This window comes from Paucibacter sp. KCTC 42545 (assembly GCF_001477625.1).
Classification (GTDB): Bacteria; Pseudomonadota; Gammaproteobacteria; order Burkholderiales; family Burkholderiaceae_C; genus Paucibacter_A.
Genome location: NZ_CP013692.1, coordinates 2793647 through 2815079 on the forward strand (window position 1 = coordinate 2793647; position 21433 = coordinate 2815079).

Below are 21433 nucleotides of genomic sequence, written 5' to 3' on the forward strand. Positions count from 1 at the left end.
GCAGTCAGATTGGGGCGTGCAGTGCGCTCTTTCGGCGCAGCTTCAACAGAATATTCATAAATTGCGTCCTGCTGCCCGGCGGCGGTTTCGGCAATTCCCGTTTGCGCGCGGGATTGTTGGCCGACGAGATATCAAGGCGCAAAGGCACATAACTTCCAAATAACACGACATGGGCGCCCCCACGCTTCCACCGCCGCTTCTAGCCTAGCCCTACTGACGTGACTCATTTAGACGGCAAGGCCAGCAAAATTTCCGCCCAGGCCAATCCACGTCTGTGCGCAGTGCTGGGCGGCGCCTTGCTGGCTCTTGCCTACGCCTTGAGCGCGGCACTGGCCAGGCAATGGTTGACCCGCAGGGTCGGCAGCTCGGGTGCAACTCTCCTGCTCTGGCCGCCGATGACGGTGGCCTTGCTGGGCTTCCACGCCTGGGGCCGACAGGCTTGGCCGGGGCTGCTGGCCGGAGTCGCCCTGTCGCAGGCGTTGTCCTTGGCGGCCCAGCCCAGCCTGGCGTTGGCCAGTGGCGGACTTATCCAGCACGCCGGCGCAGAGTTGCTGCAACTGCTGGGCGCGGCCGCAGCAAGGGCCGCATGGCATGGGTTTGACTTCAGCACCCCCATGGGCAGCCGGCGCGATTTGCTGCTGTTTGCCCTGTTCGGACTTGTGCTCGGGCCATTGCTGAGCAGCGTAGCCGCGAACCTGTGGGGCGCAGCGCTGCCCGGTGCGGCAGGCTTCGATTGGCAGCTGCTGTCGATGGATTGGGGCGCGCAAGCCACCGGGGTGATGATGTTGGCGCCAGCCCTGCTTTCGCTTTCGACCTTTGCCAAGCCAGCACAGAGCGATGCCACGGACGCCCCAGCCACAGCTCTGCCTGAAAGCGCGCTGGCCTTGGCCGCTCAATCGCTCAGCAGCGCCGCGGCGACAGGCCTGGCCGCCTGGGTGTTTCTGGGAGAGTTTGGGCTTCAAGCCGCCGGCAAGGTGGTGCAAGCCAGCGCCAGCGCCGCCACCCCATGGCTCTTCGCATCAGCACTTTTGCTGGGACTGAGCACGCTGGGTCCCACGAACCGCCTCGCCAGCTTCACCGCCCTCCTGATCAACGCCATCGCCTTGCTGGCCACAAGCCTTGGCCTGGGCCCATTTGCACTGACAAGCGGCGATGCAGCGCTGTGGTCTTTGTGGGGCTTTATAGCCAGCATGGCCGCATTGCCTTTGTTGACCGACAGCCTGAAGACCTTGCAGCAGCAGCGCCAGCAGCGCTGGCTGCAGACGCTCAAGCACGCCAATCTGGCGCAGGCCGAGTGGCGCCTGGGTCGCCAAGGCGCCCGCTTGCTGAGCGCCTCCGAGCTGTGGCGGGACGTGCTCGGGCCCCATATGGGCCCAGCACAATCCCACACCATGTGGCTCGAAGCCGTGCACCCGCTCGACAAAGAGCGCGCCCGCCAAACCTTGAGCGAGATGCAAGCGCCCGCCGGCGCCGACAGCAGCCAGATCACCCTGCGCCTGCTGGCCCACGGCAAGACCTGGCGCTGGTTTGATCTGAGCGCCCAGGTCTTGGCGCGTCGGGGGCAAGGCGCGCAGCGAGGTCAGGCCCTGCACTTGCAATGCACCCTGAACGATGTGGACTGGCGCCACACCGCCGAAGAACGCCAGCGCATGAGCATCAGCTTGTTCCAGCATCTGCACGAAGGCTTGCTGGTTACCGATATGAATAACCGGGTGCTGGACGTCAACCCCAGCTACTGCGAGATGCTGGGCAGCACCCGCGATGTGCTGGTGGGGCAATCCGCCACTCCCTTGACGCCGCTGACCCTGCGCCGCTCGGGCCTCAGCCCTGAAGCCTTGCAGCAGGCCCTGCACACCCAAGGCTTTTGGCAAGCGCAGGTGCAGACCGAACGGGCCGATGGCTCGCCCTGCCAGCTGCAACTGACCGTGTCGACCATCCCCGAGCCCGACGGCCCGCTGCGTTACCGGGTCGTCACCGTCAGCGATATGACGCGCACGGTGCAGCAGCAAGCCGCACTGGAGCAGCAAAGCCGCTTCGATACCCTGACCCAGCTGCCCAATCACGATGAGTTCATGCAGCGCTTGCAAAGTGGCTTGCAACAGGCCGAGGCGGAAGGCTTTCGCCTGAGCATTTGCCGGGTGGACCTGGATCAGTTCAAACACATCAATAGCCGCTACGGCAGCCAGACCGCCGACGCCTTGCTCAAGCAAGTGGCGCAGCGCCTGCGCGCCGCGCTGCGCAGCGCGCCCCAATGGTCAGACACGGTGGCACGCCTGAGCGGCGACGAATTCGCCCTCTTGCTGCGCAGCAGCGGCGCCGATGAGGCGCAGCTGGCCCTGGAGCGCCTGCTCAAGGTGCTGACCCAACCTTACCGGCTGGAGCGCCAGCCCGATCCGGCCGGCGGCAACACCGAAGCGCTGCAACTCGCACTCACCGCCAGCATCGGCGCCACCCTGTTCCCACAAGACAATTCCGACGCCGAGACGCTGCTGCGCCATGCCGGCCATGCCCTCTTCCGCGTCAAGCACAGCGGGCGCAATGGCTACCAGATGTTCGACACCGCCAAACACCTGCGCGACGAAGCCAGCCTGATCGCTCTGACCCGGGTGCAACAAGCCCTGGACGCCGGCGAGCTGCGCCTCTACTACCACCCCAAGGTGGATGTGCAGACCGGCCAGGTCCAAGGCATGGAAGCCTTGCTGCGCTGGCTGCATCCGGAGCGCGGCCTCTTGCCGCCCCTACACTTCCTGCCCCTGATCGAAGCCACCGGCCTGGCCGCGCAAGTGGGCGACTGGGTCATCGCCCAAGCCCTCAAGCAAAGCGCCCAATGGCTGGCCCAGGGCCTGTCGCTGAGCGTCAGCGTCAACGTCACAGCGCTGCAGTTGCAATCACCCGACTTCTCGGCCCGCCTGCTGGAGCTGATCAAGCGCCACCCCGAGCCTGTCGCCCAGCACCTGTGCCTGGAAGTGCTGGAATCTGCCGCCCTGGCCGATGTGGACGCCACCTACACCCTGATTCAGCAATGCCGCACCTATGGCGTGCGCTTCGCGCTGGATGACTTTGGCACCGGTTACTCCACCCTCACCTACCTGAAACGGCTGCCGGTGGATGAACTCAAGATCGACCGCTCCTTCGTCCACAACCTGCTGGTCGATGCCCAAGACCGCGCCCTGGTCGAAGGCGTGATCAGCCTGGCCCAGACCTTTGGCTGCAGCGTGGTGGCCGAAGGCGTGGAATCGGTGGCCCACGCCAGCGCTTTGCTCAGCATGGGTTGCGTGCTGGGCCAGGGCAATGGCATTGCCCACGCCATGCCGGCCGAAGAGGTGCCGGACTGGGTTCGCGGCTTCAGCAAGTCACGCTGGGCGGCGCAGGCCATCGGCCACGTGCCCGGCTTGGCTTAGACTTCCGGCCGTGATCCCTCCCGGCTTTATCCAAGATTTACTCTCCCGCACCGACATCGTCGACATTGTGGGCCGCCATGTCGAGCTGAAAAAAGCCGGCATCAACCACAAGGGACTGTGCCCCTTCCATGGGGAGAAGTCCCCCAGCTTCATCGTCAGCCCGACGCGCCAGACCTACCACTGCTTCGGCTGCGGTGTGCACGGCAATGCGGTGGGCTTTTTGATGGAGCACAGCGGCCTGGGCTTTGTCGAAGCCGTGCAAGACCTGGCCCAGCAAGTGGGCATGGTGGTGCCGGAGGACGAGCGCTCGGCCGAGGAGCGCGAGCGCGCCGCCCAGCAAAAGCAGCGCCAGGCCACCCTCACCGATGTGCTGGAAAAGGCCAGCGCGCATTACCGCCTGCAGCTGAAAAAGTCGCCGCGTGCGATCGACTACCTGAAAAAGCGCGGCCTCACCGGCCAGATCGCCGCGCAGTTCGCCCTGGGCTACTCACCCGAAGGCTGGCGCACCCTGGCCAGCGCATTTCCCAGCTATGACGACCCGCTGCTGGCCGAATCCGGCATGGTGATCGTGCAGAACGCGGACGGCCCCGAGGCCGAGCAAAAGCGCTACGACCGCTTCCGCGACCGCATCATGTTCCCGATCCGCAACGTCACCGGTGAAACCATCGGCTTCGGCGGCCGGGTGCTGGACAAGGGTGAGCCCAAATACCTCAATTCGCCCGAAACGCCGGTGTTCAGCAAAGGCCGCGAGTTGTACGGCCTGTTCGAGGCCCGCGCCGGCCTGCGCCAACGCGGCTACGCCTTGGTGGTGGAAGGCTATATGGACGTGGTGGCCCTGGCGCAAAGCGGCTTCAACAACGCCGTGGCCACCCTGGGCACTGCCTGCACGGCCGAGCATGTGCACAAGCTCTTCCGCTTCACCGAATCAGTGGTGTTCAGCTTCGACGGCGACGCCGCCGGACGCCGCGCCGCCGGGCGCGCCCTGGAGGCCGCCCTGCCCCACGCCACCGATGTGCGCAGCATCAAATTCCTGTTCCTGCCGGCCGAACATGATCCGGACAGCTATGTGCGGGAGTACGGCGCCGAGGCCTTTGAGCAATGCGTGACCGAGGCCATCCCCTTGTCGCGCCAATTGATGGAATCCAGCGCCGAGGGCTGCGACCTCGGCAGCGCCGAAGGCCGCGCCCGCATGCTGGCCAATGCCAAGCCGCTCTGGCAGGCCCTGCCCAATGGCCTGCTCAAGCGCCAATTGCTGGGCGATTTGGCGCGCCGCACGCAATTGCCTGATCAGGAGTTGATGGGCTTGTGGCAAGTCAGCGGCACAACAGGTGGCGGCGGACAGCGGAGCAAGCAACGCACCGCCAACGCAGCGCAGCCACAACAACTTCACGACGAATTCGGTCACGACCACTACCCAGACCTCGACGTTTTCGACAGCCATGGCGGTGACGAGCACTACGACCTCCCCGAACCCTCCGCCCACGCGGAGGAACCGGCCGGTGGTGGCGGCGCCAAGCCTTGGAAAAAGAAAGAGTGGAAAAAGGACTGGAAACCCAGCGGCAACTGGAAGCGCCGCGGCGAGCCCGAGGACGAAACCATAGGCACGCCGCGCCGCCAGCCCGCCGCCAAGGCCGACCACGCCGTGCGCATGTTGCTGCTCAATAGCGACTGGTGGGCGCGCCTGAGCCCGGACGATCATCAACTGCTGCACGAACTACCCGGCGTGCACGGTGAGTTGGTGGCTTGGCTAGAGCGCCATATGGTCAACCACGGCGCCAGCCCTTGGTCGGTGCTCGAAGCTGCCCTGGCCGATGAAGGCTTGCTGCCCGAGGCCAAACGCTTCACCGGCGAGTTGTACAGCGAGGACGAAGCCCAGTTCGAGGACTTTCAAGGCGTGATCAAAGACTTGCTTATCGTCCGCATGGAAGAAGAACAACGACGCATCACCAGCGCCGGAGCCAACGCCGATCTCCGACGCTGGCGCGAATTGGACGTGAAGATCCGCGCATTGAAGCATCTCAAACCCGCAGCCTGAGCCAATTTTGACCATTACCGACATTTAGACGATAATTCGCCGTTTTCCGCGCGCGGCAAGAGTGCCCGCAGCGATTTGCCGGACCCGGCCACCCAGCGACACTGGGCGCCCCTTGAGGCATCAAGGCCACCTGTATCCGCCAAGCGCTGCACTGATAAAGGGTCACGCTAACTTGCTCGCGCCACGTTTTGTCCCTGCCCGCTTGCGCGAGCAAACAAAACGTTAGAAAGCCACCTGGGCCGAGCTCCGCCTTGAAAAGCGTAGTAAACGGCCCCAGGTGGCTACTGCATTGCCTGATTGATTTTTTTACAAAATTTTTTCGGCTCTGAAAAGATTTTTCAAAGCTCGATCCTTTGTTTCTGGCCCGCCCGCCCCCATCCACCCGAGGATTTGCATGACTGCCAAGAAGACCACGCCTACGGCCGAAGTTGACGAGATCAAGAAACCCGCGCCCAAAGTCGTGCGCGTCGTCAAGGCTGCGGCCAAGACTGCCGCAGCAGTAGCAGCGCCAGCAGCAGCCGCCGCCGCTGAGGACAAGCCCAAGCGCGGCCGCAAGCCCAAGGCAGCCACCGAATCCAAAAAGCCCGCCGGCAAGGCCAAGGCTGAGGTGGAAGAAGAAGACTTCTCCGACCTCGAAGCCGACCTCGAAGGCGAGCCGGAAGCCGAAGCGGAAGTGGCTGAGGCCACCGAAGACAAGCCCAAGGCCAAGCCCCTGCGCATGAAGGTCAGCCGCGCCAAAGAGCGCGCGCTGATGCGCGAGTTCGGCCTGGAAGAAACCGCGCTGACGGAAGAAGAAGCCGCCAAGCGCCGCCACGAGCTGAAGACCCTGATCAAGATGGGTAAGACGCGTGGCTTCCTGACGCACCAGGAAATCAACGACCACTTGCCCGAAAAGCTGGTCAACGAGGAAATCCTCGAGGCCATCATTTCCATGTTGAACGACATGGGCATCGCGGTCTATGAGCAGGCACCTGACGCCGCCACCCTGCTGATCCAGGGCAGCGCCACCGCCACCTCGACCGAAGAAGAAGCCGAAGAAGCCGCCGAAGCCGCCCTGTCCACCGTGGACTCGGAATTCGGCCGCACCACCGACCCGGTCCGCATGTATATGCGCGAAATGGGCACGGTTGAGCTGCTGACCCGCGAAGGCGAAATCGAAATCGCCAAGCGCATCGAAGGCGGCTTGCAAGCCATGATGCTGGCCATCTCGGCCTCGCCCACCACCATCGCTCACATCATCGACCTGGCCGACAAGATCCGCGCCGGTGAAAAGACGATCTCGGAAGTGGTGGACGGCTTCGTCGCCGCCGATGAGGCCGACGACTATGTGGCTGAAGAAGACTTCGACGAATTCGACGAAGAAGACGACGACGACGGCAATGGCGGCTCCAAGGCCCTGACCAAGAAGCTGGAAGAGCTGAAGAACGCCGCGCTGGTCAAGCTGGATTCGCTGGCCGTCAACTTCGACAAGATGCGCAAGGCTTTCGAGAAGGATGGCTACAAATCGGCCACCTACAACAAGGCCCAGCACGCCATCAGCGCCGAGCTGATGACCATCCGCTTCACCGTCAAAACGATTGAAAAGCTCTGCGACCTGCTGCGCTCGCAAGTCGATGATGTGCGCCGCTACGAGCGCGAACTGCGCAAGATCGTAGTGGACAAGTGCGGCATGCCGCAGGAGTACTTCATCAAGAGCTTCCCGCCCAATGCGCTGAACCGCGAATGGGCCGAAAAGGAAATCGCCTCCGGCAAGCCTTACGCCACGGTGCTGGCGCGCAATTTGCCGCCGGTGCAAGAGCTGCAGCAAAAGCTGATCGATATCCAAAGCAAGGCGGTCGTGCCGATTGATGACCTGAAGGACATCAACAAGAAGATGAACGAGGGCGAAAAGGCCTCGCGCGACGCCAAGAAGGAAATGATCGAGGCCAATTTGCGTCTCGTGATCTCCATCGCCAAGAAGTACACCAACCGCGGCTTGCAGTTCCTGGACCTGATCCAGGAAGGCAATATCGGTTTGATGAAGGCGGTGGACAAGTTCGAATACCGTCGCGGCTACAAGTTCTCGACCTACGCCACTTGGTGGATCCGTCAGGCCATCACCCGTTCGATCGCCGATCAGGCCCGCACCATCCGTATTCCGGTGCACATGATCGAAACGATCAACAAGATGAACCGCATCTCGCGCCAGCATTTGCAGGAATTCGGCTTTGAGCCGGATGCGCCGACCCTGGCCGAGAAGATGGAGATCCCTGAGGACAAGATCCGCAAGATCATGAAGATCGCCAAAGAGCCGATCTCCATGGAAACGCCGATCGGTGACGACGACGACAGCCACCTGGGCGACTTCATCGAGGACACCAACAACACCGCGCCAATCGAAGCAGCGATGCAAGCCGGCCTGCGCGATGTGGTGAAGGACATCCTCGACAGCCTGACCCCGCGCGAAGCCAAGGTGCTGCGCATGCGCTTCGGCATCGAAATGAGCACGGACCACACGCTGGAAGAAGTCGGCAAGCAATTCGACGTCACCCGCGAGCGCATCCGCCAGATCGAAGCCAAAGCCATCCGCAAGCTCAAGCACCCAAGCCGTTCGGACAAATTGCGGACCTATTTGGACAATCTCTGATTGGACAGATAGGCAGCCAAGCGCTCAGCGCTTGGCTGTGCGCCAAAAGTGCAGCCAGATCGGTGGCCGCAAGCCAAAGCAAGGCAAGTTAAGCAAAAAGGGCTGGAGCAATCCAGCCCTTTTTTATTGGGCTTTTCAAGCCATCGCTCAGCATGCGCGCAGCTAAACTGCGAAAAAATTTGCTGTTTAGCCCTCAGCCTTCACCATGACCCAAATCCGGGAGCGCACTGTCTTGTTTGCCGATCTACGCGGCAGCACAGCGCTTTTCGAAACCTTGGGCAATGCCGAAGCCACGTCGGTGGTGACGCACACCGTCAATTTGGTGGGGCAAGCCGTCACCGAATGTCATGGCAAGCTGATCAAGACCCTGGGCGATGGCCTGATGGCCGTGTTCGAGGTGCCGCGCGACGGCGTGCTTTCCGCCATCCGCATGCACGAACTGCTGGAGCGCGTGGTGGCGCGCGGCAAGCAACATGGCGCCTCGGCCGGGCTGCGCTCGCTGCGCATGCAAGTGGCCCTGGCCCGCGGCGAAGTGGTGGAGATGAATGGCGATTGCTTTGGCGATGCCGTCAATGTGTCCGCCCGATTGCTCAATCATGCCGGCGACAACGAAACCCTGATCACCGCCGAGGTGCTGCAAGGCCTAGGCAGCGTGCTCAAGTCGCGCTTCCGCAGCCTGGACCTGATCGCGGTGCGTGGCCGCAGCGAGCCGGTGCATGTGCATGTGCTGGACCAACCCAGCCACGGCGCCACCGGCGACATGGCCGCCACCCAGTTCGGCGAGGTGATGCAGTCGGTTGAACCCGATGGCATCCGCCTGCAGTGGCTGGACCTGGACCGTGTGTTTGACATCGACAGCATGCCCATCGTGCTGGGCCGCAGCGTACAAGCCACCTACTGCATCACCGATGGCCGCGTATCGCGCTCACACGCCCGCATCGACTGGCATGGCGGCAGCTTCTCCATCACCGACCTCAGCTACAACGGCACTTTTGTCCGCTTTGGCAGCGCCGGCGAAACCGTCAGCCTCAAGCGTGGCAGTTGCACCCTGCATGGCAGCGGTGTGATCGGCCTTGGCAGCCCGCCCATCGACGCCACCTCGCCGGTGGTGCGATTTGAGGTGCTGCATTTTGCCGAGACCCAACCCCAACACCTCGGCGCGTCCGCACGCAGCCGACTTTGAACGCTCCATGCGCTTTCGCACCATGCGCGGCCTGGCCGGGGCGTTCAAGCCCAGCAGCAAGCATCGTGTCATGAATCTGAGCGCCGCCTCGTCCCAGAGCCGAAGGGCAAACTGGCCTTGGCAGGGCCGCACGGACCAGCGCCGCGCAAGCGCTGAATGCAAGGCCTGATGCAGCACCTTAGCCCCGTCTTGACCCGCACAGGCATGATCAGTCTCGGCAACAACCCCAGGCCCAAAATGGGCTCGCCGCGCGCTTACCATCCGGCATGCTGACGCGCCGCGACACCTTGTTGAGATTGGCCGCCCCCGTGCTGGGCTCGCTGGGCACTGGCCATACGGCAATGGCCGCGCAGCCCCCGCAAAGCCAGGTGGCAGAGCCTCGCGAGACGCTTTCACCCTCGCCCTCAGCCTCACCCACAGCCGCCCCTCGTACACGCACGCCAACGCAAACGCCCACGCGCCTGGTTCTCTTGACCACGGAGTACGCGCCCTATATGAGCGGCAGCAGTGCTGATGGTGGCGTGGTGCTCGCCCTGGGCCGCGCCGCGCTGGAGCGTGCCGGCATCGCGGCGGAAATCCAGTTCAGGCCCTGGGCTCGCGTCATCGCGGAAGCCGAGCGTGGCGGCGCCGATGGGGTGCTGGGCATTTGGTATGAGGCCTCACGCGAGCGCTATCTCGCCTATTCGCAGGCGCTAGGCATCAGCAACCGAATCGGCTTCATCGCCCGCGTCGGCAGCATGATGGCTGTCGATGATTTGCTTCGCTTGCGGCAAGTGCCCGGGCTGCGCATCGGCACCGTGCGGGGCTACGCCAATCCGCCACGCTTCGAGGAAATGAGTTTCCAGACCGACCTGGCGGTCGATGACGTCAGTAATCTGCGCAAACTGCTGGCCGGTCGTGTTGATCTGGTGCTGATCGACAAAGGCGTCGCCTTTCATCTCTTGCAAACACAGCTGCAAAGCGTCGCGGCGCAGTTCCAATGGCTGGAGCCTGCCCTTGCGGACATGCCGCTTCATATGGCCTTGACCCGGCGCCGCGCCGATCACCCCGCCGTGCTGCGCGACATCAACCGCGGTTTGGCCGAGCTGCGTGAGAGCGGCGATATGGCCAGAATCCTCAAGCGCAGCGCTGACTGGTTCTAGCGCGCGCCGAGCCCATCGGCACAAAGCCGTATTGCCCCTGCATGGTCGGCTCAACTACCATGCCCCTCTGTACCTGAGCACATTGCCGGACGGAGCCGAGCTTCACCATGCCGAATCCACTTGGCCGAACCGCCCAATCGGCGCTGGCACTGACGCTCAGCCACGGCAGATTCATCCGTGATCGCGGCCTGCAGCTTCTTTTGCTTGTGCTTGGCCTGCTGCAGACGCCAGCCATGGCGGCACCCAGCGTTCAGCTCTGCCTGACCGAATTTCCGCCCTTCAACAGCCAAGACTTGCCCGGGCGCGGGCCGTTGATCGAAATCGCCGTCGAAGCGTTTCGCCGCAGCGGTAGCTCGGTGGAGGTGCACTTCCTGCCCTGGGCCCGCTTGATGAAAGAGGCCGAAGAGGCCAAATGCGCCATCCTCGGCCTGTGGCGCAATGAGGCGCGCGACCGGCTGTTTGCCTACTCGCAACCCATCATGCAAATGGAGCTTGGCTACTTCGGCAAACGTGGCAGCGCAAGCGATCCCAGCGGCCCCAAGACTGCGGGCGGCCAGAGCATCTGCACACAGCGCGGCAGCTATCTGTCGCCGGCGCTTCAGCAGCTTGATTTGCGCTTCGAGCCGGTGCTGGATTTACCCACCTGCTTGCGCATGCTCGCCAAGGACAGGGTGGATCTGGCCTACGGCAACAAGGCCCTGGGCATGCACTTTCTCAATCAGGCGGCCAACCGTGAGATTGCTGCACTGGTGCAATGGAAATCACCGGAACTGGAGAGCAAAGATCATTTGCTCGCCGTACTCAAAACCGACCCGCGCCGTGAGCGCATCTTGCGCGACTTCAACCGCGGCCTCGCGTCGATGCGAGCCGATGGCAGCTACAAAACCATCCTGAAGGCCGGCGGCCTGGGCGACAGCCCTTGATGCCAGCCTTCGGCCGCGGCGTGAGAAAGACTGGGAAGACTGAGCCAGCGAGTAAAAGTGTGAGGCGCTGAGAGGGCATCAGCGCGGCCTCGCCACTCGAGCCCGCCGAGCTTGCGACAATGCGCCCATGAGCGCCCCCAAACCCGAAGCCCCTTACGCCCACGGCACAGCCCCCAAGACTGCCGTGCTGTTTTGCAACCTCGGCACGCCAGACGCGCCCACCCCCGCCGCGCTGCGCCGCTACCTGGGCCAGTTCCTCAGTGACCCGCGCGTGGTGGAGATCCCGCGCCTAGTCTGGAAGCTCATCCTGCATGGTGTGATCCTGCGCGTGCGGCCGGCCAAATCGGCGGCCAAATACGCCAGCGTCTGGACCAGTGAAGGCTCGCCGCTCAAGGTCTGGACCGAGAAGCAAGCCAAGCTGCTGCAAGGCCTGTTGGGCGAACGCGGCCACGCTGTATCTGTGCGTTATGCCATGCGCTATGGCTCACCGGCCATTGCCGCCACGCTTGACGCCTTGCGGGCCGAGGGCGTGACCCGGGTGCTGGTTTTGCCGGCCTACCCGCAGTACTCCGGTGCCACCACGGCCAGCGTGGTGGACGATGTGGCGCGCTGGGCGCTGCGCACCCGCCACTTGCCCGAGCTGCGCTTCGTCAATCGCTACCACGACGATCCCGGCTACATCGCCGCGCTGGCGCAAAGCGTGCGCCAGTACTGGGCCGCCAACGGCCGCCCCGAGCGCCTGGTGATGAGCTTCCACGGCATGCCCGCACGCACCCTGGAACTGGGCGACCCCTACCACTGCGAATGCCTGAAAACCGGGCGCTTGCTGGCCGAGAACTTGGGGCTCAGCGCCTCGGAATACAGCGTCACCTTCCAGAGCCGCTTCGGCAAGGCCAAATGGCTGCAGCCCTATACCGAGCCGACGCTGAAAAAGCTGGCCGCGGATGGCGTCAAGCATGTCGCGGTGATCTGCCCCGGCTTCAGCGCCGACTGCCTGGAAACGCTGGAAGAAATCAATATGGAAGCGCGCGAAGCCTTTTTGCACGCCGGCGGCCAGCGCTACGACTACATCCCCTGCCTGAACGATTCCCCCGAAGGCATGCGCGCCCTGGCGGCGCTGACGGAGCGCCATCTGCAAGGCTGGCCCACCAAGGAGCCGGTCGACACGGCCGCCCTGAAGTGCCAGCGTGAGCGGGCCATCCAGGCGGGTGCCGCGAACTGATCGAACAAAAAAAGGCGCACTGTGAAGTGCGCCTTTTTTGTCGGGGCTAGCTCGCTCAGCGGCTGCGCGCCTGTTTGCGCCAGGCCAGCAGGCGCGGCAGCAGGATTAGCGTGGCCAGCACCAGCAGCAAGAAGGCTGACATTGGCCGCTCCATGAACACACCCCAGTGGCCTTCACCGATCGAGATGGCATTGCGCAGTTGCGCCTCAGCCAAGGGGCCCAGAATCATGCCCACCACCACCGGTGCGGTCGGGAAGCGGTAGCGCCGCATCACCACGCCCAGGATGCCGATGCCGTAGAGCAAGACCAGATCAAACGCGCTCTGGCGCATGCCGTACACACCCACGGTGGCGAAGATCAAGATGCCCGCATACAGCGGCGCCTTCGGCAGCTTGAGCAGCTTGACCCACAGGCCCACAAGCGGCAGGTTGAGGATCAAAAGCATCACATTGCCGATGTAGAGTGATGCGATCAAGGCCCAGACCAGCGCGCCATTGGTGTCGAAGAGCTGCGGACCGGGCTGGATGCCGTAGTTCTGGAAGGCACCCAGCAGAATGGCGGCCGTGTTGCTGGTCGGGATGCCCAGGGTCAGTAGCGGAATCAGCGTGGCCGTGATGGCCGCGTTGTTCGCCGCCTCAGGCCCCGCCACGCCTTCGATGGCGCCGGTGCTGCCAAAAGCCTGCTTGTCCTTGGCCAGCTTCTTTTCGGTGGCATAGCTCAGAAAGGTCGGGATTTCGCTGCCGCCGGCGGGAATGCAGCCGAAGGGGAAGCCGATGAAGGTGCCGCGCAGCCAAGCCGGCCAGGAACGGCGCCACTCCGACAAGGTCATGTGCACCTTGCCCATGCGGTTTTGCGTATCCACTTCCTTGCCCTGGTAGAGCACGGCGTACAGCGCCTCAGCCACGGCAAACAAGCCCACCGCGATCAGCACCACCTCGAAGCCGTCCATCAACTCCGGCACATTGGCGGTGTAGCGCGCCTGGCCGGAGATTTGGTCGATGCCCACCAGGCCCAGGGCCAGGCCGAGGCCCAAGGCCGTCAGCCCGCGCACCATGCTTTGCCCCAACACGGCGCTGACCGTGATGAAGGCCAAGACCATCAGCAGGAAATACTCCGGCGGGCCCAGCAGCACCGCGTACTTGGCCACCAGCGGCGCGAACAAGGTCACCAAGACGGTGGCAATGGTGCCGGCCACAAAGGATCCCACCGCCGCCGTGGCCAGGGCCGCGCCAGCGCGGCCGCTCTTGGCCATCTTGTTGCCTTCCAACGCCGTCACCATCGAGCCGGCTTCACCGGGCGTGTTGAGCAGAATCGAGGTGGTGGAGCCGCCATACATGGCGCCGTAGTAAATGCCCGCGAAGAAAATCATCGAGGCGGTCGGGTCGACCTTGAGCGTGATCGGCAGCAGCATGGCCACGGCCGTGGCCGGACCGATGCCGGGCAAAACGCCCACGGCCGTGCCAATGGTGCAACCCACCAGCGCCCACAGCAAATTGACCGGCGTGCCTGCAGTGGCAAAGCCCTGCAGCAATTGATTCCAAACATCCAACATCAAATCCACCCGCTCGTCGTCAGGCCCGGCAAGCTGATTGCCAGCAATTGGGTGAAGCACCAGAACACCGGCGCGGAGATCGCCATGCCCACCACAGCATCCAGCAGCCAGATGCGCGGGCTCAGATCCAGCCGGTCTTCCGCCGAGCGAAAGCCTCGAATCGCCAGCACATAGCAAAGCGTGCAGCTGAGAATGAAGCCCAGCGTGGTGATGGCAAAGGCATTCAGAAGCATTCCCGCCGAGACCCAGGCAAAGCCGGCCCAGTGGCCATGCTCGGCTCCGTCGGCGTCCCCCATATCCGGAAAGCCGCCACGGCAGGCCTGCCAAACCAGGCGGGCGGCACAGGCCGTTAGTAGGCCGGCGACCAGCCAGGGCAGAAAGTTAGGCGCCACGCCGCCGTAGCCGGCATCGCTGGAGATCGACAATGCGCCCCAGCCCAGCACCAGGGCCAGCGCCAGCACGCCGCCGGCGACGGCGACTTGCCGGAAATTGACGCCTTCCTTGACGCTTTTAGCGTCCACCGAGCCGCTCATCAAAGCATGCCGCTCTTGACCATCACGGCGCGCAGGCTGGCGAACTCGTCGTCGACGAATTTCTCGAAAGCCGCGCCGGTCAGCAAGGCGCCGGTCCAGTTGTTCTTGTCCAGCGATTCCTGCCAGGACTTGGTCTTGGTGGCCGCCACCACCAGATCGGTCAGCGCCTTGCGCTGCGCATCGGTAATGCCGGGCGCGCCGTACACGCCGCGCCAGTTGCCGATCACCACGTCCAGGCCCAGCTCGCGCAGCGTGGGCACATTGACGCCCTTCAGGCGCGTGTCCGAGGTGATGGCCAGGGCGCGCATCTTGCCGCTCTCGATGTACTGCGAGAACTCGCTGTAGCCGCTGCCGCCGATGGTGACATTGCCACCCAAGATGGCGGCCGTGGCCTCACCGCCGCCCCGGAAGGCGACGTAGTTGATCTTGCTCGGGTCCACACCGGCGGCACGCGCCACCATGGCGGCGGCAATATGCTCGGTCGAACCGCGCGAACCACCGCCCCACTTGACGCTGCCGGGGTCTTTCTTGAGCTGGGCAATCACTTCGGCCATGGTCTTGAAGGGCGAGTTGGCCGGCAGCACGAAGACGTTGTACTCGCTGGTCAAGCGCGCAATCGGCGTAGCCTTATCCAGCGTCACCGGCGGGCGGCCGGTGATCAGGCCGCCCAGCATCACGGCGCCCATCACCATCAGCGCATTGCCCTCGCCCTTGTTGGCGTTGACGAACTGCGCCAGGCCGATGGCGCCGGCCGCGCCGCCCTTGTTCTCGTAGTTGACCGAATTGGCCAAGCCGCCTTCTTGCAGGGCCTTGCCCAGGGCACGGCCGGTAGTGTCCCAGCCGCCACCGGGGTTGGCGGGCAGCATCATCTTCAGATTGGCGCCCGAGGCGCGCGCCGCCAGCGGCAGGCCGCCGGCCGCGGTCAGCGCCAGCAAAGACTTCAGAAAGGTATCGCGACGCATGCTTGTCTCCTGTTTTTTGAATGAGGCCTGAACGGGCGAGAAATTTTGCGCTCGCCCGCAGCCGCAGCAAGGCTGCCTGGCCGTGAACACCGACCAGGCATTTCAAGCCCGGCAGCGGCTGGTTCACGACCCTGAATATTGCGGGGCCAGCCTGTCAATTCGCTGTCCGCGAACTACGGGTAAACCAGGGATTACGAAACTCGCCCGCACGCCGCGCCGCCGCTGGTATCGTGCCGCCATGAATCTGCTGCTGATCGAAGACAACCTGGCCATGCAGACCGCTTTGCAGCGCTCTTTCGAGCGCCGCGGCATCCATGTCACCAGCTGCGGCGACGGTGCCCAGGCGTTGGAACGCTGGCGCGAATGCCGGCCCGACGTGGTCTTGCTGGACCTCTCCTTGCCCGGCCGCGATGGCCTGGAGGTGCTATCCGATGCGCGGGCCGAAAACCTCAGCACGCCCGTCATCATCCTGACCGCGCGCGGCACCGTGGGGGACCGCATCCTGGGCCTGAATATCGGTGCCGACGACTATCTGCCCAAGCCCTTTGACCTGGACGAGTTGGAGGCCCGCGTGCGTGCGCTGGCACGGCGCCGCCGCGGCGCGGGCACGGCGCCGACTGCCGCCTCAGCCCTGCCGCAGCAAGTTGTCGAAACCCCAAGCTTTTGCGGCCTGCGCGCCGACCACGAAAGCGGCGCCATCTATCACATGGGCCTGGCGCTGGAGCTGCCGCCGCGCGAGGCCGCCCTGCTGCGCGCCCTGCTGGCGCGGCCCGGCCAAGCGGTGGCCAAGGAGCGCCTGAGCAGCCTGGTGTTTGGTGACGCGGTGGACGTGCAGCCCGATGCCATCGAGGTGGTGGCCTACCGCCTGCGCAAAAAACTCAGCACCACCCAGGCCCGCCTGGTGACGCTGCGCGGCTTGGGCTATCTACTCAAGGCCGAGCCATGAGCGGCGGCGCATGAAGTCTTGGTTCTTCGGTCTGGGCCAGCGTTTGGGCCAAGGTATAGGTCGCTTGTCCATGCGCAGCCAGCTGCTGCTGGGCATCTTGCTGCCGGTGGGCATGTTGGTCGGACTCAATGCCTATCGACTCTACTTCGATGCCCTGGCCGCCGTGGACACCGCGTACGACCGCAGCCTGCTGGCCTCGGCCAAGGCCATCGGCGAGCAGCTTGATGTGCGCAACAACGGCGGCGTGCCCACGCTGCATGCGGCCGTGCCCTACTCCGCGCTGGAAGCCTTCGAGGCCGACAACCGCAGCCGCATGGTCTACAAGGTCAGCGGTTTCAAGGGTGAGCTGGTCTCGGGCTTTGAGGACTTGCCGGCTTGGCATGGGCAGATTCCAGCGCGCGGCATTTACGCGGCCTTGGTCGATTTTTACGACGATGTCTACCAAGGCGAGCCGGTCCGCGTCGCCGTGCTGCTGCAACCGGTGGCCGACGAAGACGGCATGGGCATGGCCACCATCCAGGTGGCCGAAACCCTGCAACTGCGCCGCACCCTGGCCCACCGGGTGCTGCAGTCGACGCTGTGGCATCAGGCTGCCTTGCTGGCGGTGATTGCCGCGGTGGTGTGGCTGGTGGTGCAAGGCGCCACCCGGCCGGTGCGTGAACTCAGCCGAGCCATCACCGCCCGCGAGGGCGACGATTTGCGCCCCATCCACGCGCCCGCCGCCCCTGCCGAACTGAGCCCGCTGATCACCGCCATCAACGCCGCCTGGGACCGCCAAGCCAATTTGCTCGCGCACCAAAAACGCTTTGTGCGCGACGCCTCCCACCAGCTGCGCACACCGCTGGCGGTGCTGAAGGTGCAAGTGCAATCAGCCCAGCGCGGCGACTTGAGCCTGATGCAGGCGATCAACGAGATTGGCCAAACCGTGGACGGCGCCACCAACCTCGCCAACCAGATGCTGGCCCTGGCCAAGGTGGAGCAGTTGCGCCAGCAAGGCGACCCGCCGTTGCAGGACTGGGCCGAGACCGTGCGCGAAGTGGCGCTGGATCTGGCACCCCTGATCGCCGATGCCGGCCTGGACTTCGAGCTGGACACGCAGAGCTGCCCGGTGCTGGGCCACCCCTGGGCGCTGCGCGAGCTGGTGCGCAATCTGCTGCACAACGCTGTCAAGCACAGCCCGCCGCTGGGGCAACTGAGCGTGAGCTTGCGCAATAACGGCGACCAGGCCGAACTCGCGATCAGCGACAGCGGCCCCGGCATCGCCCCCAGCCTGCGTCCACGCCTGATGCAACCCTTTGCCAGCGGCTCGCCCGGTGGCGCGGGCCTAGGCCTGGCAATCTGCCGCGAAATCGTGCAATCAATGGGCGGCCAGTTAAGCCTGGAAAACCGCGCAGCCGACGCAGGCTCGGCCTCGGGCGCCGGCCTGATCGCGCGGGTGCGCCTACCCATCGCGACCCCGCCGCGCTTGGCGGACAATGCCCCCACATGAAGAACCCAGCCGCCGCCACAGACAAGAAAACCGCCAAGGCCGATGGCCTGCGCCTGGATAAATGGCTCTGGGCGGCGCGCTTTTTCAAGACCCGCGCCCTGGCGGCCGAGGAGATCGGCCATGGCCGGGTGCAGATCAATGGCCGGGTGGCCAAGGCCTCGCGCGAAATGAAGCTGGGGGACTTGGTGCGCCTGCGCCAGGGTCAGGTCTTGCGGGAAGTGTGGGTGCGCGGCTTGAGCCACGCCCGCGGCCCCGCGCCACAAGCGCAAGCGCTGTACGAAGAAACGCCGGAGAGCATCGCCCAGCGCGAGCATGCCGCCGAACAGCGCCGCCTGGCCCCCGAGCCCGCCCAAACCATCACCCAGGGCCGGCCAACCAAGCAAGACCGCCGGCGCCTGTCTGAGTGGGACCGCTGGAGCGCCAGCGACGAAGGCTGAGGCTGAAGTTGAAGCGGCCGCGCCTGCCGACGAATCGGAGCGGACTGCGAACCGAAAGCCCGCCAAAACAGGCCGAGCGCGGGCCGAGCGCGAACCAAACTCAGACCGAAGCCCAGGCGTCTAGGGTTTCCATCCGATAATCGCCCACTTTTCGGCCTAATCGCCCTCTTGAACTGGGGGTTTTCGCGCCCATATGTCGGCCACTGCCTCTCATTAGCATCATGACAACAGCTCAAACACCTAACCCCGATTCCTCCAGTGACCAGCCCGAAGTCGCCGCAGCGGTGAACGCTGAGCCGACGGTCGAGGCCAAGCTGGCCGAAGTGGAAGCCCGCCTGTCCGAGATGTCTGACGCCTATCTGCGCGCCAAGGCCGAGGTGGAGAACATCCGCCGCCGCTCGGAAGAAGAGATGTCCAAGGCGCGCAAGTTCGCCGTGGAGTCTTTCGCCGAAGGCCTGTTGCCGGTGATGGACAGCATGGAAGCCGCCATCGCCATGCCCGAAGCCAAGGTGGAAACGGTGCTCGAAGGCGTGCACGCCACCAAGCGCCAGCTGGCCAGCGCCCTGGAGCGCAACAAGGTGCTGGAGATCAACCCCGCCGCCGGCACCAAGTTCGACCCGCATCAACATCAAGCCATTTCGATGGTGCCGGCCGAGCAAGAACCCAACACCGTGGTGGCCGTGCTGCAAAAAGGCTACTCCATTGCCGAGCGCGTGCTGCGCCCCGCTTTGGTGACCGTTTCGGCCCCGCGTTAAACAAAATTACGACATTTCGGGCGATTGGCAGCACAAAGCCTCTTGAAAGGCGGCGTCTGGGCCACAGCTTAGAACCATCGGATTCACCACATTCAAGTCGGCGCTGACCGGGCAAGCCCCGCAGCGCCCTTCAAACAGATTTCAGGAGAAAGACACATGGGAAAGATCATCGGTATTGACTTGGGCACCACGAACTCGTGCGTGGCCGTCATGGAAGGCAACACGACGCGCGTGATTGAGAACGCTGAAGGCGCTCGCACCACCCCGTCCATCATTGCTTACCAAGAAGATGGCGAGATCCTGGTCGGCGCCTCGGCCAAGCGCCAGGCCGTCACCAACCCCAAGAACACCATCTACGCCGTCAAGCGTCTGATCGGCCGCAAGTTCAGCGAGAAAGAAGTGCAAAAGGACATCGACCTGATGCCCTACACCATCGCTGCTGCCGATAACGGCGACGCCTGGGTGGATGTGCGCGGCAAGAAGCTGGCACCTCCGCAAGTCTCGGCCGAAATCCTGCGCAAGATGAAGAAGACCGCCGAGGACTACCTCGGTGAAGAAGTGACCGAAGCCGTCATCACGGTGCCGGCCTACTTCAACGACGCCCAGCGTCAAGCCACCAAGGACGCCGGCCGCATCGCGGGTCTGGACGTCAAGCGCATCATCAACGAGCCCACCGCTGCTGCTCTGGCCTTCGGCTTGGACAAGCATGGCAAGGGCGACCGCAAGATCGCTGTGTATGACTTGGGCGGCGGCACCTTCGACGTCTCCATCATCGAAATCGCCGACGTGGACGGCGAAATGCAGTTCGAAGTGCTGTCGACCAACGGCGACACCTTCCTGGGCGGCGAAGACTTCGACCAGCGCATCATTGACTACATCGTGGCCGAGTTCAAGAAAGAACAAGGCGTGGACCTGACCAAGGACGTGCTGGCTCTGCAGCGCCTGAAGGAAGCCGCTGAAAAGGCCAAGATCGAGCTGTCGAACTCGGCCCAGACCGACGTCAACCTGCCTTACATCACCGCTGACGCGACTGGCCCCAAGCACTTGAACGTCAAGCTGACCCGCGCCAAGCTGGAGTCGCTGGTGGACGAGCTGATCGAGCGCACCATTGCGCCTTGCCGCGTGGCCATGAAGGACGCTGGCATCGCCATCTCCGCCATTGACGACGTGATCCTGGTCGGCGGCATGACCCGCATGCCCAAGGTGCAGGACAAGGTCAAGGAATTCTTCGGCAAAGAGCCGCGCCGTGACGTCAACCCTGACGAAGCCGTGGCCGTGGGCGCCGCGATTCAAGGCCAGGTGCTGGGCGGCGACCGCAAGGACGTGCTGCTGCTGGACGTGACGCCTTTGTCCCTGGGTATCGAAACCCTGGGCGGCGTGATGACCAAAATGATCAAAAAGAACACCACGATCCCGACCAAGTTCTCGCAGACCTTCTCGACGGCCGACGACAACCAGCCGGCCGTGACCATCAAGGTCTACCAAGGCGAGCGCGAACTGGCCACCGGCAACAAGAGCCTGGGTGAGTTCAATCTGGAAGGCATCCCGCCGGCACCGCGCGGCACGCCCCAGATCGAAGTGAGCTTCGACATCGACGCCAACGGCATCCTGCATGTCGGCGCCAAGGACAAGGGCACCGGCAAGGAAAACAAGATCACCATCAAGGCGAACTCCGGTCTGTCTGAGGCCGAGATTGAGAAGATGGTCAAGGACGCCGAAGCCAACGCCGACGAAGACAAGAAAAAGGTCGAGTTGGTGCAAGCCAAGAACCAAGCTGACGGCATGGTGCACTCGGTGAAGAAGTCCCTGACCGAACACGGCGACAAGCTCGAAGCCGGCGAGAAGGAAAAGATCGAAGCTGCGATCACCGCCCTGGAAGAAGCCATCAAGGGCGACGACAAGGCCGACATCGAAGCCAAGACCGAAGCCCTGATGACCGCCAGCCAGAAGCTGGGCGAGAAGGTCTACGCTGACGCCCAAGGCGCCGAAGCTGCAGCCGCCGCTGCCGCAGGTGCAGCCGGTGGCGAGCAGCCGCAAGGCGCTCAGCAAGCTTCCGCCAAGCCGGCCGACGACAACGTCGTCGACGCCGAGTTCAAGGAAGTCAAAGACACCAAGTAAGGCTCCTGGCCAGGCGCTCAAGCCGCCTGGCCGGTGTTTCGCCGCCGCGTCGTAGCCCAGGGTTCAGGCCCGAAAAGCTCGTCGCGGCGCTGTTGTTTGAACTGCACGG

The 21433-nt window shown here is 64.1% G+C and carries 15 protein-coding genes; 12 read left to right on the forward strand and 3 right to left on the reverse strand.

What is annotated here, in order from left to right:
* Nucleotides 1-218: 218 nt before the first annotated feature.
* The 7 genes from AT984_RS12160 to hemH all read left to right on the forward strand — a co-directional run bounded on the left by AT984_RS12160 (nucleotide 219) and on the right by hemH (nucleotide 12532).
* Complete coding sequence (locus AT984_RS12160; RefSeq protein WP_058720320.1) at nucleotides 219-3401, forward strand: bifunctional diguanylate cyclase/phosphodiesterase; 3183 nt, start codon at nucleotides 219-221, stop codon at nucleotides 3399-3401.
* A 10-nt stretch (nucleotides 3402-3411) separates the two neighbouring features.
* Nucleotides 3412-5436 carry a DNA primase gene (dnaG, locus tag AT984_RS12165; RefSeq protein ID WP_058720321.1) on the forward strand — a complete coding sequence of 675 codons (2025 nt, stop codon included), beginning with the start codon at nucleotides 3412-3414 and terminating at the stop codon, nucleotides 5434-5436.
* 394 nt (nucleotides 5437-5830) lie between these two features.
* Nucleotides 5831-8062, forward strand: coding sequence for an RNA polymerase sigma factor RpoD (rpoD, locus tag AT984_RS12170; RefSeq protein WP_058720322.1), 2232 nt, complete (start codon nucleotides 5831-5833; stop codon nucleotides 8060-8062).
* A gap of 205 nt (nucleotides 8063-8267) precedes the next feature.
* Complete coding sequence (locus tag AT984_RS12175; RefSeq protein WP_058720323.1) at nucleotides 8268-9245, forward strand: adenylate/guanylate cyclase domain-containing protein; 978 nt, start codon at nucleotides 8268-8270, stop codon at nucleotides 9243-9245.
* Between the two features lie 266 nt (nucleotides 9246-9511).
* Nucleotides 9512-10387 (forward strand): substrate-binding periplasmic protein, encoded by an 876-nt coding sequence (locus AT984_RS12180; protein WP_058720324.1) that lies wholly within the window; start codon nucleotides 9512-9514, stop codon nucleotides 10385-10387.
* 107 nt (nucleotides 10388-10494) lie between these two features.
* Nucleotides 10495-11310 carry a substrate-binding periplasmic protein gene (locus AT984_RS12185; RefSeq protein ID WP_058720325.1) on the forward strand — a complete coding sequence of 272 codons (816 nt, stop codon included), beginning with the start codon at nucleotides 10495-10497 and terminating at the stop codon, nucleotides 11308-11310.
* A 127-nt stretch (nucleotides 11311-11437) separates the two neighbouring features.
* The gene (gene hemH, locus AT984_RS12190; RefSeq protein ID WP_058720326.1) at nucleotides 11438-12532 is read left to right on the forward strand and encodes a ferrochelatase; all 1095 of its coding nucleotides are present in this window, start codon (nucleotides 11438-11440) and stop codon (nucleotides 12530-12532) included.
* A 55-nt stretch (nucleotides 12533-12587) separates the two neighbouring features.
* Here the strand turns inward: hemH and AT984_RS12195 are convergent, their stop codons facing one another.
* From AT984_RS12195 to AT984_RS12205, 3 genes are read right to left on the reverse strand one after another with little or no spacing between them, the layout of a single operon-like run.
* Nucleotides 12588-14084: a tripartite tricarboxylate transporter permease gene (locus AT984_RS12195; protein ID WP_058720327.1), complete on the reverse strand. Its 1497-nt coding sequence runs from the start codon at nucleotides 14082-14084 to the stop codon at nucleotides 12588-12590.
* Nucleotides 14084-14617 (reverse strand): tripartite tricarboxylate transporter TctB family protein, encoded by a 534-nt coding sequence (locus AT984_RS12200; protein WP_058720328.1) that lies wholly within the window; start codon nucleotides 14615-14617, stop codon nucleotides 14084-14086. The genes AT984_RS12195 and AT984_RS12200 overlap by 1 nt, the downstream gene beginning before the upstream one ends.
* A complete protein-coding gene (locus tag AT984_RS12205) occupies nucleotides 14617-15579 on the reverse strand; it encodes a Bug family tripartite tricarboxylate transporter substrate binding protein (protein ID WP_058720329.1) in 963 nt (320 codons plus the stop codon). The genes AT984_RS12200 and AT984_RS12205 overlap by 1 nt, the downstream gene beginning before the upstream one ends.
* A 238-nt stretch (nucleotides 15580-15817) precedes the next feature.
* Here AT984_RS12205 and AT984_RS12210 point away from each other — a divergent pair, with 238 nt between their 5' ends.
* From AT984_RS12210 to dnaK, 5 genes are all read left to right on the forward strand, one after another.
* Complete coding sequence (locus tag AT984_RS12210; protein ID WP_058720330.1) at nucleotides 15818-16525, forward strand: response regulator transcription factor; 708 nt, start codon at nucleotides 15818-15820, stop codon at nucleotides 16523-16525.
* Between the two features lie 10 nt (nucleotides 16526-16535).
* A complete protein-coding gene (locus tag AT984_RS12215; RefSeq protein ID WP_082679991.1) occupies nucleotides 16536-18014 on the forward strand; it encodes a sensor histidine kinase in 1479 nt (492 codons plus the stop codon).
* Nucleotides 18011-18451 carry an RNA-binding S4 domain-containing protein gene (locus tag AT984_RS12220; protein WP_058720331.1) on the forward strand — a complete coding sequence of 147 codons (441 nt, stop codon included), beginning with the start codon at nucleotides 18011-18013 and terminating at the stop codon, nucleotides 18449-18451. The genes AT984_RS12215 and AT984_RS12220 overlap by 4 nt, the downstream gene beginning before the upstream one ends.
* 221 nt (nucleotides 18452-18672) lie before the next feature.
* Nucleotides 18673-19206, forward strand: coding sequence for a nucleotide exchange factor GrpE (grpE, locus tag AT984_RS12225; RefSeq protein ID WP_058720332.1), 534 nt, complete (start codon nucleotides 18673-18675; stop codon nucleotides 19204-19206).
* A gap of 156 nt (nucleotides 19207-19362) precedes the next feature.
* Entirely contained in the window at nucleotides 19363-21324 is a 1962-nt protein-coding gene (gene dnaK, locus AT984_RS12230; protein WP_058720333.1) for a molecular chaperone DnaK, read from the forward strand.
* Nucleotides 21325-21433: the final 109 nt, after the last annotated feature.